Here is an 18,523-nt window from a genome sequence, read left to right on the forward strand (position 1 = left end):
GCGTCCGGTGGACCTTCCGGCGGGGGGCTACCGCGGCCGGATGCGGTCGGCCTGACCCTCTCCGCCCGGGCCGCCGCCCGGACTCGTAGCTCCGTGGACCGTCGGGGCCGACGGGCCCGTCAGGTCCGCCCGGGCGTGCAGACCGGTCGGGGTTGACCGGGCGGGTGCGGGAGGGGTGGGGCGGAGGGTGCCGCGGGTGTGGTGGAGGCGCAGGGCGAGCTGGACCTCCAGGGCGCGGGCCGGTTCCTGCCAGTCCTCGCCCAGCAGGGCGGTGATCCGTTCCAGTCGCCGGGAGACCGTGTTGGGGTGGACGTGCAGGGTCTCGGCGGCGTGGGTGGGGCTGCCGCCCGAGCGGAAGTAGGCGTCCAGGGTCTGTACCAGGTTGGTGTAGCGGTGGTCGTCGTAGTCGATGACCGGTCCGATGGTCCGGGAGATGTACCCGTCGACGCTGTGGTGGTCGCCGAGCAGCATTCCCAGGAAGCCGAGTTCGTCGGCGGAGGCCGAGGTGCCGCTGCCGCCGAGCGAGGTCAGCGCGCCCAGACAGCGGACCGCCTCGGAGTGCGCGGGCTCGATGTCGGACAGGCCCTTGGTGGGGCCGGCGGCGCCGATGGTGACGGGGTGTCCGAGCAGCGGGGACAGCTCGGCCGCGATCTGCCGGGCGGTGGCCCCCGGGTTGTCGGAGGGCAGCAGCACGGTGAGGCAGCCGCCGCGTACGGTGGACAGCCCGCCGGCCCGCAGCGCGTACGAGGAGGCCCACACCACCGCCCGGCCCTGCGGACCGCCCTCGGGGCGGATCACCGCCACCGCGTAGGGGAGTTCGAGGTCGATGCCGAGCCGCCGGGCCCGGTCGCGGAGCTGGGGCAGCGGCCGGCCCGGGACGGTCAGCAGGTCGTCGAAGAACTCCTCCCGGACCTGGCTCTCGGCCACCGCCGTGTTGCGCTGCATCAGCAGCAGCACCCCGGTGGTGGCGGCGGTGAGCCGCAGCAGCCGCTGTCCGCCCTCGGACAGCGGCTCCGGGGTGTGCAGCAGGACGCAGCCCAGGCTCTCGGCCCCGGCCGCGACCGGGGCCAGCCACACATCGGGGGCGAACCGGACCGGTCGGCTGCTCACATGGGTCTCCATCACCAGCCGGACCATGCCCTCCGGGCCCGGCAGCGGTTCCGGCAGCGGCCCGGTGGAGGACATCAGGTGTCCGTCGGGGCCGAGCACGGCGACGGTTCCGCCGAGGTGTCCGGCGGCCAGCGCCAGCAGTCCGCCGAGGTCGCCGCCGGCCAGCAGCAGATCGGTGAGCTGGGCGTGCGCCTCGTTGGTCCGGCGTTCCGCGACCAGTTCGGACTTGGCCCGCGAGGTGTAGCGCTCCAGTTCGGCGATGTCGGCGCGGGCCCGGGCCAGCACCCGGGCCTTCTCGATGGCCACCGAGGCCAGGTCGCCGAGCGAGGCCATCAGGGATATCTCGTCCGGGGTGAAGTGCCGGATGGTGCGGTCGGCCGCGTAGAGGACGCCGAGCGAGGTGCCGCGGTGGCCCAGCGGGACGGCGATGATGGCCCGCAGGCCTTCGGCTCGCACGACTTCGTCGATCACCGGATGGTGGGTGACCCGGGGGTCGGTCAGATAGTCGGGGCTCCAGAAGGGGGCGCTGCTGTTCTTCACCGAGCCGCCCAGACCGGAGCCGTCCGGCACCCGGAACCCCATGGTCAGGGGGGTGGCGTGGCCATCGGCGGTGCGGACGTAGCTGTCGCCGGTGTCCTCGTCGTGGAAGCTGATGTACGACATGTCCAGGTTCAGCAGCAGCCGGGCCCGGCGGGCGATCACCTTGAGCAGGGCGTCCAGTTCGTACGGCAGGGTGAGGTCGTGCGCGGTGTCGACCAGGGCGGCGAGCACGGATTCCCGCTGCTGGCGGCGGCCGAGCTGGTCGCGGACGGCGGCCGCGAGCCGTAAGGCCCGGTCGAGCGGTTCGTCCGCGCCGGGGCCGAGGAGTTCCTCGTAGGCGCCGGCCGGGGCCTCGCGGGCGAGCAGTTCCAGTACGCCCAGGATTCCGGATCGGACCGGCTCGGCGTCTAAGGCCATGGGTTGTTTCCTCACGTGTGGGGGGTGCACAACCGCGCTCTGCCGGGAATCTAGGCGACGCCTCAGGTCATGGTCAATTGTCAATGGGTGGATGTTAAAGGGGAGTTGAAGATTCCGTCTGGAAGAGGTTTTGTGAGGCATTGGTCCGATTCCTCATCACAGGCAGTGGCGGGAACACCACCCTGAGGCCCTTGTTGTGTGGAGGGCTCACCTTCTGCGTGCGGGCCTGGCCGAAGCAGACTCCTCTCACGCCGACTCGACCGGTTCTCAAGTGACATTCCAGGAGGGGGAATACATGTCCCAGGCCACCGTCGTCACCGCCGCCGACGCACCGCGCACCGCCTGCCCCGCCCATGTGGTCCGTGATCACCAGCGCTCGCTCGCCCGCAGCTCCGAGTCCCGCAACCGGGCCGACCGGCCGCGCGAGTTCGAGCTGCGGGGCCGCACCTGGGACCTCCTCGACGAGGTGTTCGCGCCCCCCTTCTCGCCCTCCACCTCCATCGCCCTGGACTTCCTGGGCTGGTCCGATACGGTCGAGACCCCCCGCACCGGCTCCATGCTGGAGATCGGCAGCGGGGCCGGGGTCATCGCGGTGATGGGCGCCCTGGCCGGCTGCGAGCGGGTGGTGGCCGCGGACATCAACCCCCAGGCCGTGGCCAACACCCGGCTGAACGCCGAACGGCACGGGGTCGCCCACCGGGTCCAGGCCGTGCACAGCGACCTGTTCGCCTCCCTCGACCCGCACGAGCGCTTCGACCTGGTCTTCTGGAGCTCCAACTACGTGCTCGCCCCGGCCGGCCACCAGTACGCCACCGACCACGACCGGGCCTATGTGGACCCCGGCTACGCCGCCCACCGCCGCTACCTCGCCGAGGTCTGCGGCCGGCTCACCCCCGGCGGCTCCGCCCTGCTGCACTTCAGCTCCCGCGGAGACCTGGCCCTGCTCAAGCAGCTCGCCGCGGAGACCGGCCACCGGCTGCTGACCCTGGTGTCCCGCCAGGTCCAGGAGGACGCCGTCCCGGTGGACCACACCCTGCTGGCGATCGTGCCCGCCCCGTGACCCAGCCCGGCACCGCTCACCACACCGCATCCCGCCCCCGGCGCTTACGCCCCTACCCCTTCGCGAGGACTGCTGCCGTGCGCACCCTGCTGGTCGACAACTACGACTCCTTCACCTACAACCTGTTCCACCAGATCACCGAGGTCACCGGGGTGGAGCCGGTGGTCCTGCGCAACGACGAGGCGGCCTGGAGACCGGACCTGCTCGACGGGTTCGACGCCGTGGTGCTGTCCCCGGGGCCCGGCACCCCGGAGCGGGCCGCCGACTTCGGGATCTGCCGCGACATCCTGGACCACTCCGCACTGCCGCTGCTCGGCGTCTGCCTCGGCCACCAGGGGCTGGCCCACGCCCACGGCGGCCGGGTGGTCCGGGCCCCCGAACCCCGGCACGGCCGGCTCTCCCCGGTGATCCACGACGGCAGCGGGCTGTTCGCCGGGCTGCCCTCCCCCTTCGAGGTGGTCCGGTACCACTCGCTGGCCGTCGCCGACCTGCCCGCCGAGTTGGAGGCCACCGCCTGGAGCCCGGACGGGGTGGTGATGGGACTGCGCCACCGCACCCGGCCGCGCTGGGGGCTCCAGTTCCACCCCGAGTCGGTGTCCACCGCCTACGGCGCCGAACTCATCGACAACTTCCGGCGGCTGGTGCTGGAGCACCACGGCCTGACCGCGGCCGCCGGGGAGGACCCCGCGCCGGAGCCGCCCCGGACCGCCGCCCCGGTCCGCCTGCACATCCCGGCCCAGGCCACCACCGCCCCGGCCGTCGTGCCCGTCGCCGCGCCGGCCGCCGTGCCCGCGTCCGTGCCCGCGTCCGCCGCCGACCCGGCGGCCGCCCCGGTGCGCCGGCTGCGGGTGCTCGCCGACATCCTCACCACCCGCTGGGACGACGAATCCGTCTACGACCGGCTGTTCCGCCACGGCCCGCACGCCTTCTGGCTCGACAGCAGCCGCTCCGACGGCCCGCAGGGCCGCTTCTCCTACCTCGGCAACGCCGGCGGACCCCTCTCCCGGATCGCCAAGGCCGACGTCACCAGCGGCACCGTCTGCGTCTACTCGGCCGGCGGGGTCCCCGAGCAGCTGGTCGCCGAGGACTTCCTCGACTGGATCGACCGCGACCTGCGCCAGTGCCGCACCGACATCCCCGTGCTGCCCTTCGACTTCACCCTCGGCTGGACCGGATACCTCGGCTACGAGCTCAAGGCCCAGTGCGGCGGCGAGGCCGCGCACCGCGCCGAGGACCCGGACGCCGTCATGGTCTTCGCCGACCGCGCGGTGGTCCTCGACCACCACACCGGCACCACCTACCTGCTGGCCCTCGCGGAGGAGGGCGAGGAGGGGGACGCCCGCGACTGGCTCGGCCGCACCGCCCGCCTGCTGACCGCCGCCCCGCCCGCCACCGCACCCGTCCCGGTCCGTCAGGCCCCGCTCACCGGCCTGCGGCTGCGCCACGACCGCGCCGGGTACCTCGACCGGATCGAGGAGTGCCGCAGCGAGATCGCGGCCGGCGAGACGTACGAGGTGTGCCTGACCAACCTCGCCGAGGCGGACGGCAGCCCCGACCCCTGGCAGACCTACCGGGCCCTGCGCCACAGCCACCCGGCGCCGTTCGCCGCGCTGCTCCAGTTCGACGGGCTCCAGGTGCTCAGCACCTCCCCGGAGCGGTTCCTGCGGGTCGGCGCCGACGGCATCGCCGAGTCCCGCCCGATCAAGGGCACCCGGCCGCGCGGGGCCACCGCCGCCCAGGACGCCGAGATCCGCCGCGAACTGGCCTCCTGCGAGAAGGACCGCGCCGAGAACCTGATGATCGTCGACCTGGTCCGCAACGACCTGGGCCGCTGCGCGGTGCCCGGCAGCGTCGAGGCCGAGGACATCTTCCGGATCGAGAGCTACGCCACCGTCCACCAGCTGGTCTCCACCATCACCGCCCGGCTGCGGCCCGAGCTCGGCGCCGTGGACTGCGTCCGCGCCGCCTTCCCCGGCGGATCCATGACCGGCGCCCCCAAACTGCGCACCATGCGGCTCATCGACCGTCTGGAAGGCGGCCCGCGCGGGGTCTACGCCGGCGCCATCGGATACTTCTCCCTCTCCGGCGCCTGCGACTTCTCCATCGTGATCCGCACCCTGCTGCTCACCCCGGGACGGGTCCGGTACGGGATCGGCGGCGCCGTCGTGGCCCTGTCCGACCCGGCGGAGGAGTTCGAGGAGACCGCCGTCAAGTCCGCCCCGCTGCTCGGACTCACCGCCGACGGATTCCCCGGCCGGGCCGTACCCGCCCGGGCCGGTTCCCCGCTGAGCACGGCGGCCACCGGCTGACCCGGCCCGCGGCCCGACCACCCCGCACCCCCCACCCCACCGCCCCGCACCGCGCCCCCGACCCCGGCCGAGACCATCGGCCGGGGTCAACGCGCACCCCCGCGATCCGTCCGCTCCAGCTCCCGGCGCACCGCCGCGACCAGCGACCGCCAGGCCCGGCGCTCCGAGACCCCGGCCGAGGCCTCCAGTTCCCGGGCCAGTCCCGGCCAGCGCACCCCGAGCCCGGCCAGCCGCTCCAGATCGTCCCGGGCGCTGAGGTGCCGGCCGGAGAGGGTGTCCCCCTCCAGCAGCAGCACCGAGCCCGCCAGCCGCTCCAGGACCGGACCGGTCACCGCGTGCACCACCCCGGCCGCCACCAGACCGCCGGACCCGGCCGGCACCGAGGCGGCGTCCAGCCCGAACACCAGCCGAGGCGGCAGCGCCCCGGCCCGGGCCAGCCGGGGCCAGCGCGGATCGTCGAACAGCTCCTCGTGCGCGGCGAACACCCGCCGGGCCACCGCGATCCCGGCCTGCCGGGCCACCGCTCGGGCCACCTCCCCGTCCCCGTCCTCGGGCAGCTCCGGCAGGGCCGCCAGCACCCGGGCCGTCACCGCGCCCACCGGCACCCGCACCGCGGCCGGGACCCCGGCCGGCGGCCGGCCCGCCGCCAGCGCCGCGGCCAGCCCCTCGAACCAGGCGTCCCGCACCCGCCGGTACCCCTCCTCGGAGAACACCGGGCCGACGCAGGCCCCGACACCCTCCGCCAGCGCACCGCGGAACGCGGCCGTCCCCACCGGGCCGGCGCCGAAGCCGACCAGCAGATTGGGCCGGCCCACCGCCCGGTGCAGCCGGACGGCCTCGGCGGTCGCGGCCACCGGCTCGCCGCCCGTACCGGCCGGACCCACCGGCGCGCACACCAGACCCCCGGTCCCGCCGCCCGCCCGCCACCGCGGGTCCAGCGCCCCGCACAGCGCCCGCAACTCCCGGACCACCAGCGCCCGGGCCGCAGCCTCCGCCCCGGCCGGCAGGCCGACCGGGACGCCGGTGGCGAGCCCGGCCGGAGCGGTGAGCTCCCCGTACGCCAGGGCGGCGCCGGTCACCCCGTACTCCCGGACCAGCCGGTCCCACCGGCCGGAGGACAGCAGGCGGCTGCCCGCCGCGTCCAGCCAGAGGGACACGCCCTCGGCGGTGAGCCGCCGCACCGGACCGCCGGCCGGGCTCGTTCTCGGATCCATCGAGCCCCATTCCGCCGAGGCGTGCAGCCGTCTCTCGTCGCGTCCCGCCGTCGTGCGGAAGGCGAAATCTAATCGCGCCGGCCGGACCCGGCGCCCGCCCGGAGGGGTCTTTGTCAGCTGCCCGGAAACTGACGAAGTCCCGCCCGCCCGCTGGCTCCCGCGCACCCGCCGGAGGAACACTCGGCCTGCCTCTGCCCTGCCTCTGAGCTGCGACGGAGTGGACCTTCCGGATGATTCACGTACTGCACGACCGGCTCCCGGTGACCGCGCTGTGGAGCCCGCCCGGCTGCCGGGCCACCGCCTTCGGGCGGATGATCGCGGACCGGGGAGACCTGACGGTGCTGAGCGACCCGTTCACCCGGCTCGCCACCCGCGGCGGCTACGGCCACCACGGAGCCACCTACGGCACCCCGGACGCGCTCCTGGGCTCCCTGCTGGAACTCGCCGAGGGCCCCGGGGCCCGCCCGGTGCACTTCGCGGACAGCACCGCGCCGCGCCACCACGGCCTGCTGCGCGACCCCCGACTCACCGGCCGGGTCCAGCACACCTTCCTGGTCCGCGACCCGGCCGAGGTGATCGCCACCCACCACGCCGGGAACCCGGACGCCCGCCCCGAGGACATCGGCTTCGGCCACTGCTGGGAACTCTTCGAACTGGCCCGGATGGCCACCGGGAGCGTCCCGCTGGTGCTGCACGCCGAGGACCTGCTGACCCGCCCGGCCGAACTGGCCGCCGCCTACGCCGCCCGGACCGGGCTGCCGCCGGCCCCCGCCGAACCGGCAGGATGGACCGTGCACGAGACCGGCGGCGCCGCCGGTCGTGCGGACGGGACCGGCAGCGCCGCCGAAACCGTCCGCCGGGACCCGCGCCTGGCCGAGCTGTACGCCGACCAGCTGCCCTACTACGAGTGGCTGAGCGCCCACCGCCTCGACCTCGCACCCCTCGAACCAGCGGCGACCCGATGACCGGGTGCCGGGCCGCGGATCGCGCGGCCCGGCACCCGGACCCGACGAACGACAGGGAGACCACCACCGATGTACGGCAGTCCGCCCGTGGGCCCAGCCGCCTGGCTGAAGAGCTGGTACGCCCCCCAGACCACCGCGGCCACCGCGCGCCGTCGCCTGCTCTGCCTGCCGCCCGCCGGGGGAGCGGCCCACCTGTACCGCGACTGGGCGGGGTCACTGCCCGTCGGCACCGAGGTGCTCGCCGTGGAACTCCCCGGCCACGGCAGCCGGATCACCGAGGAACCGCTGACCCGGATGGCCGAGGTGGTGGACGGGATCGTCACCGCACTGGAGACCCTCCCCAACCCGGCCCTGCCCATGGTCGTCCTCGGCCACAGCATGGGCGCGGTGATCGGCTGGGAACTCTGCCTGATACTCCGCCACTACAGCGGACGGCCGGTCCGCGGCCTGGTCGCCGTCGCCTCACCGGCACCCTCCCGGCCCGCGCCGGAACGCTGGCGGAAGGGCGCGGAGAACGACGAGGACGCCCTGCTCCAACTCCTCGACCAGTCCCGGAGCCTGCCGCCCGAACTGCGGAACAACCCCGAGTTCCTCGACTTCTACCTGCCGGTGCTGCGCGCCGACATGGAGATCCTGGCCCGGCACACGGTCCGCCGGGACTCCCCGCTCCCCTGCGACCTGCGCGTCTACATCGGGGGGCGGGACCCCCTGGTCACCGAGGACGACGCATGGCCCTGGGACGCGGACGAGATCCTGGGCACCCGGGAGCTCGTGGCGTTTCCGGGCGGCCACTTCTTCCTGCACGAAGCCCCGGGTCCGTTCCTGGACCGGCTGGCGGGCGACGTCGAATCGATGACGCGGGTACCCGTGTGGAGCGGCCGGTAGGCCGGCTCGGCACACCTTCGGCATCCGTACCCGGCGGGGGTCACCCGCCGGGTACGCGCGTTTCCGCCACTGCTGCTCCGCTTCCTGCACTTGCTGCGCTCGCCGCGGTTCGTGCTCCGCGCTCGCTTCGGTACGTCCCTGACGGGACCGGCCTGGTGGGGAGCGGCCGGCGGGGGCCGGGAAGGTCATGGGCGGGCCTTTCGGAGTGCCGGACGGGGGTCCGGCGGGCCTGGTGGGCTTCGGGGACGGCGGCGGGGGCCGGGGGCGGGGCGGGTGCGGGAGTCCCGGCCGGAGCGGCCGGTGCGGCCGGTCAGCGGGCCGCTCCGGCCGGGACCCGGGCGGCCGCCGCGCGGTCCGGCAGGGCCCGTTCGGTCGCCAGCACCCGTACCGGCTCCCGGGGCCGTCCGGCCGGGACCGGCGGCCGGGTCCCCGCGATGAGCTCCGGCCCGCTGTGCACGGTGGCCCGCACCGCGCGGGCCCCGAGGACGGCCACCGCGCCGTGGTAGTCCTCGCCCAGCGACAGGTCCGTCAGGGCCGGCACCGGCCGGTCGGCCCCGGCCCGGGCGGACCGGCCGTGCCAGCGCAGCAGGGCCGGCGGAACGCCCGGTGCGGTGAGCGTGAAGTCGGTCATCGGGGTGTTCAGCCCCTCGCCGGTGGCCTTCAGGACGGCTTCCTTGCGCGTCCAGTAGGACAGTCCGGCCCGTGCCCGGTCCCGCTCGGGCAGCCGTTCCACGGCCGCCCGCTCGGCTGGGGTGAGCACCAGCTCGTACTCCGGGGGCAGACCTGGGCCGCCCCAGGGCTCGAAGCGCTCCACGTCGATGCCGAGCGGACTGCCCTGGGCGAGGGCCACGGCCACCACATCCCCGGAGTGGGTGATCGACAGCTCCCAGCCGGCGCCCGCGCCGACCACCTCCGGCTTGCCGTGCGCACCGCCGCAGCCCGGGCAGCGGGTGCGGAGGCTGATGGCCTCGGGCCCGGTGCCCACCAGGCTGGCGATGGCCGCCTTGGCGAGGGTCCGGCCGGTCACGAAGCGGGCCAGGTCGAGTTCATGGGCGAAGGCGGAGGCGCGGGTCAGCTCCGTGCTGTCCAGCAGTCCGTACCAGGACTGCGGCCGGGTCAGCGGCCGCAGCGACCAGACGTGGCATTCGGCGAGGTCCGACGGCGGCGTCCGACGGGCGGTGCGGTGCGTGGCCAGGGCGCTCGCCGTATGGGCCGCGTGGGCCGTGTGTGCGGAGTGCGTGGTGTGTGCGGTGCGTGCGGTGTGTGTCGTGGGTGCTGTGGGTGCTGTGCGCACCGTGGATGCGGTCGTCATTCCGGGTCACCTCCCGTACTGCCGCGGCAGTGGCTCTGCCGCCGTGCCTCAAGTCTTCGGCTCGGGAGGGGGCCGGGGTAGCAGGAAAACCTCCGTCCCGGGGAGGGTTATCCCTCCCCCTGATATCGCCGTTATCGCCGTTATCGCCGGCCGGTGCCGGAGCGATAACGGCCCGAAAGCACGGCTCCGTAATTTTCTCGTCAGAAGGAAGAACGCGCAGCTCAGAGACCTGAGGCGCAGGACGAGAAGGAGCCCGACATGCTGAACAACACCCTCACCGCCGCCATCAAGACCCTCACCGTCGCCGCCATCGCCGGCACCGCGATATTCGCCTCGGCCGGCCTGGCCGCCGCCGATCCCGCACCCTGGGGCGCGCCGAAGCCGACCGCCGTCCAGGACGCCCAGCCGACCCTCGCCGCCGCCAAGGGCCCGCAGCTGGACCCGGCTCCCTGGGGCTAGCGGACCGGGCCGTACCGGGACCCGCCGAACCACCGCACGGCACCACCGCACCGAACCGCTCCACGGATCCACCGCACCACCTGATCCACCCCACCCGCCGGGGGAATGTTCGAGCCCACGCTCCGTTCCCGCACAGGCGATGAGTCACCACCCGGACCGAGTGCTCCGAAGGTGACGAGGCCACGACTCTTTCCGAGGGAAGTCCCCTGCCGGTGTCCTACATTTGGGGCTCGCTGCAGATCGGGACTGAATGGACGGGGGAGAGGTGGGGGCACAACTCGGCTTCAAGGTGTTGGGGCCACTCGAAGTGACCTCTGGGGTAGGAGACATACCGCTCGGCGGTGCCCGCCAGCGCACCATCCTCGCGCTGCTCCTGCTCACTCCGGGACGCGTCGTATCCGTCGACACGATGGTCGAGACCGTCTGGAACAACAATCCGCCGACCACGGCACGCACCCAGGTGGCCATCTGCGTCGCGGCCCTCCGCAAGATCTTCAAGGCCGCCGGGATCACCGAGGACGTCATCGTCACCGCCCACCCCGGCTATCTGCTCAAGACCGAGGGACACCGGGTCGACTCCGTCGAGTTCTCCCGACTGGTCCAGTCGGCCGAGCAGCACGCCAGGGACGGCCGCCTCCAGGAAGCCGCCCACCACTACGCCCAGGCGCTGGCCCTCTGGCGCGGAACCGCCTTCGCCGGAGTCGGCGGCCAGGTCATCGACGACGAGATCGAACGCCTGGAGGAGCACCGGCTCAACGCCTACGACGACTCCACCCTGGTCCACCTCGACCTCGGGCAGCACCAGGAACTCATCCCCGAACTGGCCGCGATGGTCCGCGAACACCCGCTGCGCGAACGCATCCGCCACCACCTGATGCTCGCCCAGTACCGGTCCGGCCGGCGGGCCGACGCGATGGAGTCCTTCCGGGACGCGCGCCGCCAGCTCATCGACGAACTCGGCATCGAGCCCGGCCCCGACCTCCAGGAACTGCACGACGCGATCCTCCGCGACGACCCCTCGCTGGCCGCCGTGGCCCACCCCGCCGAGCCCGCGCCGGCCGCACCGGTCTACGCGGTGCCGTCGGAACTGCCGCCGGACATCCCCGGGTTCACCGGTCGGGAGGAGGAACTGCGCGCCCTGGACGCCCTGGTGGCGGGTGCCGAGGAGGACCGTTCCTCGACCATCGGGGTGATCACCGGGGCGGCCGGGGTCGGCAAGAGCGGCCTCGCCACCCGCTGGGCCTTCCGCAACGCGGAGCACTTCCCCGACGGACAGCTCTTCGTGGACCTGCGGGGCTACGACCAGCACCACGACCCGAGCAAGACCCACGAGGTGCTCAGCCGCTTCCTCCGCTCGCTCGGAGTGCCGGCCGAACAGGTCCCCGCCGAGCTGGAGGAGCGGATCTCGCTCTACCGCAGCCTGCTCGCCGACCGGCGGGTGCTGATCATCCTCGACAACGCGCGCAGCTACACCCAGGTCCGCCCGCTGCTGCCCGGCAGCGGACGCTGCGGGGTCCTGGTCACCAGCCGCGACCAGCTGGAGCAGCTGGTGGCCTGGCCTTCCCAGGCCCGCATCCACCTCGGTGTGCTGTCCGAGGAGGAAGCCGTCCGGCTGCTCACCACGATCGTCGGGGAGCGCCGCATCGGACCGGCCCGCGCCGACGCCGTCCGCCTGGTCGAGCTGTGCGAACGGCTCCCGCTGGCCCTGCGCATCGCTGCCGCCCGGCTGGCGTCGAAGCCGCACTGGCCGGTGAAGTTCCTGGTGTCCCGGCTCAGCGACGAGCGCCGCCGGCTGGACGAGCTCAGCCAGGGCGAATCGCAGATCCGGGCCAGTTTCGCGCTCAGCCACCGCTACCTCCCCGAGGAGTCGGCCCGGCTGTTCCGCCGGCTCGGCCTCCTCGACGTACCGGACTTCACCGCCTGGGTCGCGGCGGCCCTGCTCAACAACGAGGTGCTCGACGCGGAACGGCTCATCGAGAACCTCGTGGACGCCCAGTTCCTCGAAGTGGTGACCATGGACGCCACCGGCCAGCTCCGCTACCGCTTCAACGGCCTGCTCCGCCTGTACGCCGCCGAGTGCGCCCAGCGGGACGAGCCGGAACCCGAGCGGCTGGCGGCCACCACCCGGTTCCTCCGCACCCTGCTGACCCTCGCGGAGGACGCCGTCCGGCTGGTGGACCCGCACACCACCGTCAGCCACAGCCAGGTCCGGCGGCGGCGCGTCGACTCCTCGCTGACGGAGGAGCTCCTGGTGTCCCCCCTGGAGTGGTACGAGGCGGAGCGGCCCGGGCTGGTCGCATCGGTCCGGCAGGCGGCCAGGATGGACCTGTCCGAGATCGCCTGGGACCTGACCGTCTCCTCGGCGAGCTTCTTCTCGATGCGCAACTACAAGGACGACTGGCGCACCTGCTGCGAGACGGCACTGCGGGCCGCACGCGACATGGGCGACCTGCTCGGCCAGGCGGCGATGCGCTACAACCTGGGAACCCTGGAGATGGCGGGCAGCCTGGACACGGCCGCCCCGCACTTCGAGCAGGCCCTGCGGCTGTACCAGGAGGTGGAGGACCGCAACGGCCGGGCGATGACCCTGCGCTGCCTCTCCATGATCGACCGCATGCGCGGCGAGCTGGAGCGCGCGGCCGCCCGGTGCGCCGAGGCCCTGCCCATCTTCCGCGAGCTCGACGACCGGCTGGGCGAGGCCCACACCCTGAACAACATGGCCCAGATCGAGCTGGAGCTGGGGCAGCTCGACTCGGCGATGCGCTACGCCCGGGAGGCCATCCAGGTCGAGACCGCCACCGGCGGGGACAACACCCGCATCATGGCGCAGTCGCTCAACCGGCTCGGCCGGGTCCAACTGGCCCTGGGGCAGCTGGCGGAGGCCGAGGACTCCTTCCTGCGCACCGTCCGGATCGTGAAGGAGCACTCGGACGTGGTCGGCCTGGCCCATGCCCTGGTCGGCCTCGGCGAGGCCCGGCTGGGCCGGGGCGCCCTGGATACCGCCGAGACCACGCTGACGGACGCCTGGGACATGGCCGAGGAGATCCGGAGCCCCGTGGTCGCCGGGCAGAGCAGCCTGGCCCTGGCCCGGGTGGCGCAGCTGCGGGGCCGGGCGGAGGAGGCCCGCGGGCACCTGCTGGCCGCCCGGCGGAAGTTCGAGGAGGTCGGCGCCCCCGTCTGGCTCCAGCGGACCGAGGAGGCCCTGGGCGCGCTCGTCGACTGAACCGGAGCGGCCCGCGCGAAGGTGCCCCGGCCCTGGAGTGATCCAGGGCCGGGGCACCTTTTCGCGGGTACCGGGCCGGTACGGGGCGGGGGTCAGCCGAAGAGTTCGGCCAGCGCCTCCATGTCGATCGGGACCGGCGGGAGGCGGAAGCCGGCCGGGGGTTCGAGGCCCAGCAGGTTGCGGACCAGGAAGTCCCAGCGGCGCTGGTTCACCAGGTGCTCGTAGCCGAAGTAGATGTGGTCGGAGCCGGGCAGCAGGAACAGCTCCACGTCCTTGCCGTGCCGGATCAGCCGCTCCGCCAGCCGCAGCGACAGCTGCGGGGAGACCCGGTCGTCCAGTCCGCCGTGCACCAGCAGCAGCTTGCCGGCCAGCCGGTCGGCGAGTTCCGCGTTGGAGGCGGCCGTGTAGTCGGCCTCGCCGACGGGGCCGTGGTAGGCCTCGCCGAGGCCCGCCTCCAGCAGCCGGAAGTCGTGCATCCCGGACTCGGCCACGCCCACCTTGAACAGTTCCGGGTACCGGAGCATGGCCCGGGCGGCCGCGTAGCCGCCGGAGGACATGCCGGTGACCCCGACCCGGTCCAGGTCCATCCAGGGGCGGGTGGCGGCCAGTTCGCGGATCGCCGCCACATGGTCGGGCAGTCCGGTGGCGTCGCCGAGGTTGCCGTAGCTGGCGTCGTGGAAGGCCTTGTCGCGGCCGGGGGAGCCCTGGCCGTCCACGGCCAGCACCACGAAGCCCAGGGCGGCGAGCACCTCGGCGTCGTAGCCGTAGTAGCCCGGGTCGAAGGCGGGGCTGACGCGCGGGGCGGTCGGCAGGCCGTACGGGGTGTCGACGACCGGGTAGCTGCCCGCCGGGTCGAAGCCGTGCGGCTTGTACAGCAGTCCGTGGATCTCGGTGGTGCCGTCGGCGGAGGTGACGGTGAACGGCTCGGGGGCGGTCCAGCCGGCCGCCTCCAGCCCGCTGATGTCGGCGCGCTCCAGTTCCACCAGGACCCGGCCGTCCCAGTCCCGGACGGTGGTCACCGGCGGGATGCCGGGGGTGGAGGCGGAGTCGACGAAGCAGCCCGCGTCCGGGGCGACGGTCACGGCGTGGTCGAGGTCGTCCCCGGTGAGCCGGGTGAAGCCGGTGCCGTCCAGGCCGACCCGGCAGACGGTGCGCCGGTAGGGGTTCTCGGCGACCAGCCCGGAGGCGGTGAAGTAGAGCAGCCGCCGTTCCTCGTCCACGTGCAGGATCTCCTGCACGCCCCAGGAGCCGGAGGTGACCCGCACCGGTTCGGCGGCCTCCGGGCCCGTCCCGTAGAGGTAGAGGTGGCCCCAGCCGTCCCGCTGTGAGTACCAGAGCACCTCGCGGCCGCCGGCCAGCACCCGCACCAGCGGCTGCTGGAGCTGCTGCTGGGCCGGGTCCACCCGGGTCGCGCCGGTCTCGGTGACCAGGGCGGTGACCTCCCCGGAGACCGGGTCCAGGCGGTACAGGCCCAGGGTGCGGGCGTCCCGGGTGCGGTTCAGGTAGTAGACGGCCGACCCGTCCTCGGCCCACCAGGCCCACTTCTGGAAGATCGGCGACATCATCGACATGGGGACCGGGTCCCCCTGCGCCACCGTGGAGGTCCCGGAGGCGAGGTCGAACACCACGAACTCGGCGAGCGGGACGTTCTCGTCGCCGGGCACCGCGAACCGGGGGGAGAGCAGGCCCGGTTCGCCGCCGTCGGCCGGCAGGGTGTCGACCAGGTGGGTGCGCCGGACCCCGCGCTGGTCGGTGCGGTGGGTCAGCAGCCGGGCCGAGTCCGGGGACCAGGCCACGGCGGGCGGCAGGTGCGGCAGCCCGATCTTCCCCAGCAGGGTGGAGTACATGAGGTAGTCGGGGTTCGCCCCGTAGTCCAGGTCCTCGGTGCCGTCCGAGGTCAGCGCCCACTCCCGGGTGCCGTCCAGGGCCAGCGCGCGCAGATCGTGCCCGGCCCGGTGGACGGCGTGCTTGCGGTCCGGCGCGGGCACCGCGAGGGGGTTGCCGGGCGGGTCGCCCGCCGCCTTCTCGATCGCGTAGTGGTCCAGCCGGCAGCGCCAGTGCTCACCGAAGGCGTCGAACTCGACCGCGCCGGTGACCGGCTGTATCGCCGGGAACGGCAGGGCGGCGGCGTCCACTTCCTGCCCCGAGGCGGCGGACAGCGCGGCCGCCAGCCGTTCGTGGTCGAAGGCGGGGGCCCGGGTCCCGGTCGCCGGGTCGACGAGGACGAAACGCTTTCCCTCGGCGGTCCCGACCGTGTACCAGAAACGGGATCCGGCTTCAATCCAGCGGGGGGTGACTTTGTCACCGCGGACCAGTTCTTTCCGGTGGTGCCGCAGCAGCCGCTCCGCCGTCTGATAGGCCCGCACGTCGAGTTCGGTCGAATCCATCGGGAGTGTGCCCTTCCTTCGAAAGTGGTGGTGCAGCGCAGGTTCCTTACCGGGGCAGGCCTCATGATGGCCAGCCCGCCGCGTCCTGTCGACAGGACGGCGGGCCGGCCGGCCGGGTGCTGACAGGAGATATATAGAAGCTCCGTAGAACCGAATGTCACATTGGGCTGCCTTACTGAACGGCCGGAAGAACCGAGGTGTTTGGCGTGAGTGACCGGAGCCCCGAAAATGTCGTCATCGTCGGAGGCGGGATCGCGGGCTGGATGACCGCCGCCTATCTCAAGGCGGCATACGAGGACCGGATGTCCGTCACGCTGGTCGAATCAGGATCCGCATCAGGATCCGAATCGGGTTCAGGGTCAGGATCGGGGCCCCTCGGGGACGAGACCACTTTCAGTGATATCGGCCGGTACTTCGATTTCCTCGGACTGGCCGAGGACGAATGGATGCCCGCCTGCAACGCCGCCTACAAACTGGCGGTCCGGGTCCAGGACTGGAACCGCCCCGGCCAGCACTTCTACCACCCCTTCGAGCAGAACCGGTCGGCCGACGGACTCCCGCTCACCGAGTGGTGGCTGCACAACGGCCCCAGCGGCCGCTTCGACCGGGACTGCTTCGTCACCGCCTCGCTGTGCGACGCCGGCCGCAGCCCCCGGCACCTCGACGGCACCGGCGGGGACCTGCCCTACGCCTACCACCTCGACTCCGGGCTGCTCGCCCGGTTCCTGGCCGGCCACGCGGTCCGACGCGGGGTGCGCCGGACCACCGGGGAGATCGCCGAGGTCCGCTGGGACCACCACGGCCGGATCGAACGGCTGGTCACCCGGGACGGCGAGGAGCTCCCCGGGGACCTGTTCGTGGACTGCTCCGGCTTCCAGGGCCGTCTGATCAACCGGGAGTTCCGGGTCCCCTTCGTCTCCTACCAGGACGTCCTGCCCAACGACAGCGCCGTCTCGCTGCGCGTCCCGGCGGACATGCGGGCCCGCGGCATCGCCCCGTACACCACCGCCACCGCCCGCGGCGCCGGCTGGATCTGGACGATCCCGCTGGTCAACAGGCTGGGCACGGGCTACGTCTACGCCCGCGAGTACTGCTCCCCGCAGGAGGCGGAGCAGACCCTGCGGGCCTTCGTCGGCCCGGAGGCCGCCGGGGTGGAGGCCGTCCACACCAACCTCCGGGTGGGCCGCAGCCGGCACGCCTGGAAGGACAACTGCGTGGCGATCGGGGCGGCCGCCGGGTTCGTCGAGCCGCTCGCCTGCTCCGAGGCCTCCTTCGTGCACCACGCCCTCGCCGAGCTGGTCCGGCTGCTCCCCGGCGGGGTGCTGCCCGCGTCCGCCGAGGCCTACAACGCCTCGGTGTCCCGGGTGATGGACGAGGCCCGGGACTTCCTGGCCCTGCACTACCAGGGCGCCGCCCGGGAGGACTCGCAGTACTGGCGGGACACCAAGAGCCAGCCGCTGCCCCGGGGCCTGGCCCTGCGGATCGAGCACTGGCGGACCGGGGTGCCGGCCGCTTCCGCGCTCACCCCCGACTCCTACGCGGCGATCCTGCTGGGCGCCGGAGCCACCCCGCTGCGGCCCTCCGCGGCCCTGTCGGGGGCCGACGGGGAGGCCGCCCTCGACCGGTTCGCCGAGGTCCGGGACACCGCCCGGACCCTGGTCGACGCCCTCCCCAGCCAGTACGAGTACTTCGCGCGGCTCGGCGTCACCGTCTAGCCGTGCCGTCCGCCGGAGCCGGTGCCGGTGCCGCGTCAGGCCGGGCGGTGCAGCGCCGGATCGGCGGACAGGATGCCGCGGTGCACCTCGCGGAGCAGCGGGCCGGGCTCCAGGCCGAGATCGGCGGCCAGCATCCGGCGGCCGGTGTCGTAGAGCGCCAGTGCCTCGGCCTGCCGGTCGCAGCGGTACAGGGCGGTCATCAGCTGGGCCCGGAACCGCTCGTGCAGCGGGTTCCGGTCCACCAGCCGGGTCAGCTCGGGCAGCACCTCCCGGTGCAGGCCCACCACCAGGTCGGCCTCGACCCGCCCGGCCAGGGCCGAGATCCGGGCCTCCTCGATCGGCGGGCCCTCCGCTCCGGCCAGGTGCTCCGACACATCGGCGAGCACCGGCCCCCGCCACAGCCCGAGGGCCTCCCGCAGCAGCCCGGCCGCCCGGTCGAAGCGGCCGGCCGCCAGCTCCGACTGGCCCAGGTCCGCCAGCCGCCGGAATTCCGCGAGATCGAAGAAATCGTTCCCGGTCTCCATCAGATATCCGTGCGGACTACGGGTGATCACCGCACGCGGACCGAGTGTCCGGCGAATGCGCGAGACATAGGTGTAGAGCTGGGCGTTGAGCGTCCGCGGCGGATGCTCCCCCCAGAGGAATCGGCTGAGTTCCGCGTCCGAGACCAGGGAACCCTCGGCGATGAGCAGGGCCGCCAGAACCGTCCGCTGTTTGGGGCCGACGAGCGGAACGACGTCCCCGCCGTCCCGCACTTCCACGGGTCCCAGAATCCCGTACTCCATCGAAATGCCCTCGCGATCCGCAGTGATTTCCTCTGAGATAAGCGGGACGGGCCGGGCGCTGTCCACGCACCGCCCGGATCCGTCCCAGACCTTGTCGGGTCCGTCCTGTCGACAGGACACGGCCTTGACTCGACGGGCGGGG

12 protein-coding genes are annotated in these 18,523 nt (G+C 73.6%); 7 read left to right on the forward strand and 5 right to left on the reverse strand.

Going from position 1 to position 18,523, the window contains the following annotated elements:
* Positions 1–27: 27 nt before the first annotated feature.
* Positions 28–2,067 (reverse strand): helix-turn-helix domain-containing protein, encoded by a 2,040-nt coding sequence (locus ACZ50K_RS32275; RefSeq protein ID WP_468909708.1) that lies wholly within the window; start codon positions 2,065–2,067, stop codon positions 28–30.
* 295 nt (positions 2,068–2,362) lie between these two features.
* Between ACZ50K_RS32275 and ACZ50K_RS32280 the strand changes: the two genes are divergently transcribed.
* Positions 2,363–3,127, forward strand: coding sequence for a 50S ribosomal protein L11 methyltransferase (locus ACZ50K_RS32280; RefSeq protein WP_468909711.1), 765 nt, complete (start codon positions 2,363–2,365; stop codon positions 3,125–3,127).
* Between the two features lie 77 nt (positions 3,128–3,204).
* Positions 3,205–5,436: an aminodeoxychorismate synthase component I gene (gene pabB / locus ACZ50K_RS32285; RefSeq protein ID WP_468909714.1), complete on the forward strand. Its 2,232-nt coding sequence runs from the start codon at positions 3,205–3,207 to the stop codon at positions 5,434–5,436.
* An 86-nt stretch (positions 5,437–5,522) separates the two neighbouring features.
* Here the strand turns inward: pabB and ACZ50K_RS32290 are convergent, their stop codons facing one another.
* A complete protein-coding gene (locus ACZ50K_RS32290) occupies positions 5,523–6,650 on the reverse strand; it encodes a beta/alpha barrel domain-containing protein (RefSeq protein WP_468909717.1) in 1,128 nt (375 codons plus the stop codon).
* A gap of 230 nt (positions 6,651–6,880) precedes the next feature.
* Between ACZ50K_RS32290 and ACZ50K_RS32295 the strand changes: the two genes are divergently transcribed.
* Positions 6,881–7,615 carry a sulfotransferase family protein gene (locus tag ACZ50K_RS32295; RefSeq protein ID WP_468909720.1) on the forward strand — a complete coding sequence of 245 codons (735 nt, stop codon included), beginning with the start codon at positions 6,881–6,883 and terminating at the stop codon, positions 7,613–7,615.
* A 69-nt stretch (positions 7,616–7,684) separates the two neighbouring features.
* The gene (locus ACZ50K_RS32300) at positions 7,685–8,500 is read left to right on the forward strand and encodes a thioesterase II family protein (RefSeq protein WP_468909722.1); all 816 of its coding nucleotides are present in this window, start codon (positions 7,685–7,687) and stop codon (positions 8,498–8,500) included.
* Positions 8,501–8,810: 310 nt separating this feature from the next.
* On the opposite strand, the gene ACZ50K_RS32305 is transcribed toward ACZ50K_RS32300, so the two are convergent.
* Positions 8,811–9,812 carry a 4'-phosphopantetheinyl transferase family protein gene (locus tag ACZ50K_RS32305; protein ID WP_468909725.1) on the reverse strand — a complete coding sequence of 334 codons (1,002 nt, stop codon included), beginning with the start codon at positions 9,810–9,812 and terminating at the stop codon, positions 8,811–8,813.
* A 258-nt stretch (positions 9,813–10,070) separates the two neighbouring features.
* Between ACZ50K_RS32305 and ACZ50K_RS32310 the strand changes: the two genes are divergently transcribed.
* On the forward strand, positions 10,071–10,271 hold the full coding sequence (locus tag ACZ50K_RS32310; protein ID WP_468909727.1) for a hypothetical protein: 201 nt from the start codon (positions 10,071–10,073) through the stop codon (positions 10,269–10,271).
* 307 nt (positions 10,272–10,578) lie between these two features.
* Positions 10,579–13,494, forward strand: coding sequence for an AfsR/SARP family transcriptional regulator (locus ACZ50K_RS32315; protein ID WP_468909730.1), 2,916 nt, complete (start codon positions 10,579–10,581; stop codon positions 13,492–13,494).
* 92 nt (positions 13,495–13,586) lie between these two features.
* Here ACZ50K_RS32315 and ACZ50K_RS32320 read toward each other — a convergent pair whose 3' ends face one another.
* Entirely contained in the window at positions 13,587–15,881 is a 2,295-nt protein-coding gene (locus ACZ50K_RS32320; protein ID WP_468909733.1) for a S9 family peptidase, read from the reverse strand.
* A gap of 206 nt (positions 15,882–16,087) precedes the next feature.
* On the opposite strand from ACZ50K_RS32320, the gene ACZ50K_RS32325 reads away from it, so the two are divergent.
* Entirely contained in the window at positions 16,088–17,596 is a 1,509-nt protein-coding gene (locus tag ACZ50K_RS32325; RefSeq protein WP_468909736.1) for a tryptophan halogenase family protein, read from the forward strand.
* A gap of 35 nt (positions 17,597–17,631) precedes the next feature.
* Here ACZ50K_RS32325 and ACZ50K_RS32330 read toward each other — a convergent pair whose 3' ends face one another.
* Entirely contained in the window at positions 17,632–18,357 is a 726-nt protein-coding gene (locus ACZ50K_RS32330; RefSeq protein ID WP_468909739.1) for an AfsR/SARP family transcriptional regulator, read from the reverse strand.
* Between the last annotated feature and the right edge of the window lie 166 nt (positions 18,358–18,523).

The sequence above is a fragment of the Streptomyces sp. NPDC033845 genome (genome assembly GCF_055576225.1).

Excerpts from the sequence above, each read along its gene's own strand:
- ACZ50K_RS32295 (WP_468909720.1), top strand. The coding sequence starts at position 6,881 with ATGATTCACGTACTGCACGACCGGCTCCCGGTGACCGCGCTGTGGAGC.
- ACZ50K_RS32320 (WP_468909733.1), bottom strand. The coding sequence starts at position 15,881 with ATGGATTCGACCGAACTCGACGTGCGGGCCTATCAGACGGCGGAGCGG.
- ACZ50K_RS32290 (WP_468909717.1), bottom strand. The coding sequence starts at position 6,650 with ATGGATCCGAGAACGAGCCCGGCCGGCGGTCCGGTGCGGCGGCTCACC.
- ACZ50K_RS32300 (WP_468909722.1), top strand. The coding sequence starts at position 7,685 with ATGTACGGCAGTCCGCCCGTGGGCCCAGCCGCCTGGCTGAAGAGCTGG.
- ACZ50K_RS32310 (WP_468909727.1), top strand. The coding sequence starts at position 10,071 with ATGCTGAACAACACCCTCACCGCCGCCATCAAGACCCTCACCGTCGCC.
- ACZ50K_RS32275 (WP_468909708.1), bottom strand. The coding sequence starts at position 2,067 with ATGGCCTTAGACGCCGAGCCGGTCCGATCCGGAATCCTGGGCGTACTG.
- ACZ50K_RS32305 (WP_468909725.1), bottom strand. The coding sequence starts at position 9,812 with ATGACGACCGCATCCACGGTGCGCACAGCACCCACAGCACCCACGACA.
- ACZ50K_RS32280 (WP_468909711.1), top strand. The coding sequence starts at position 2,363 with ATGTCCCAGGCCACCGTCGTCACCGCCGCCGACGCACCGCGCACCGCC.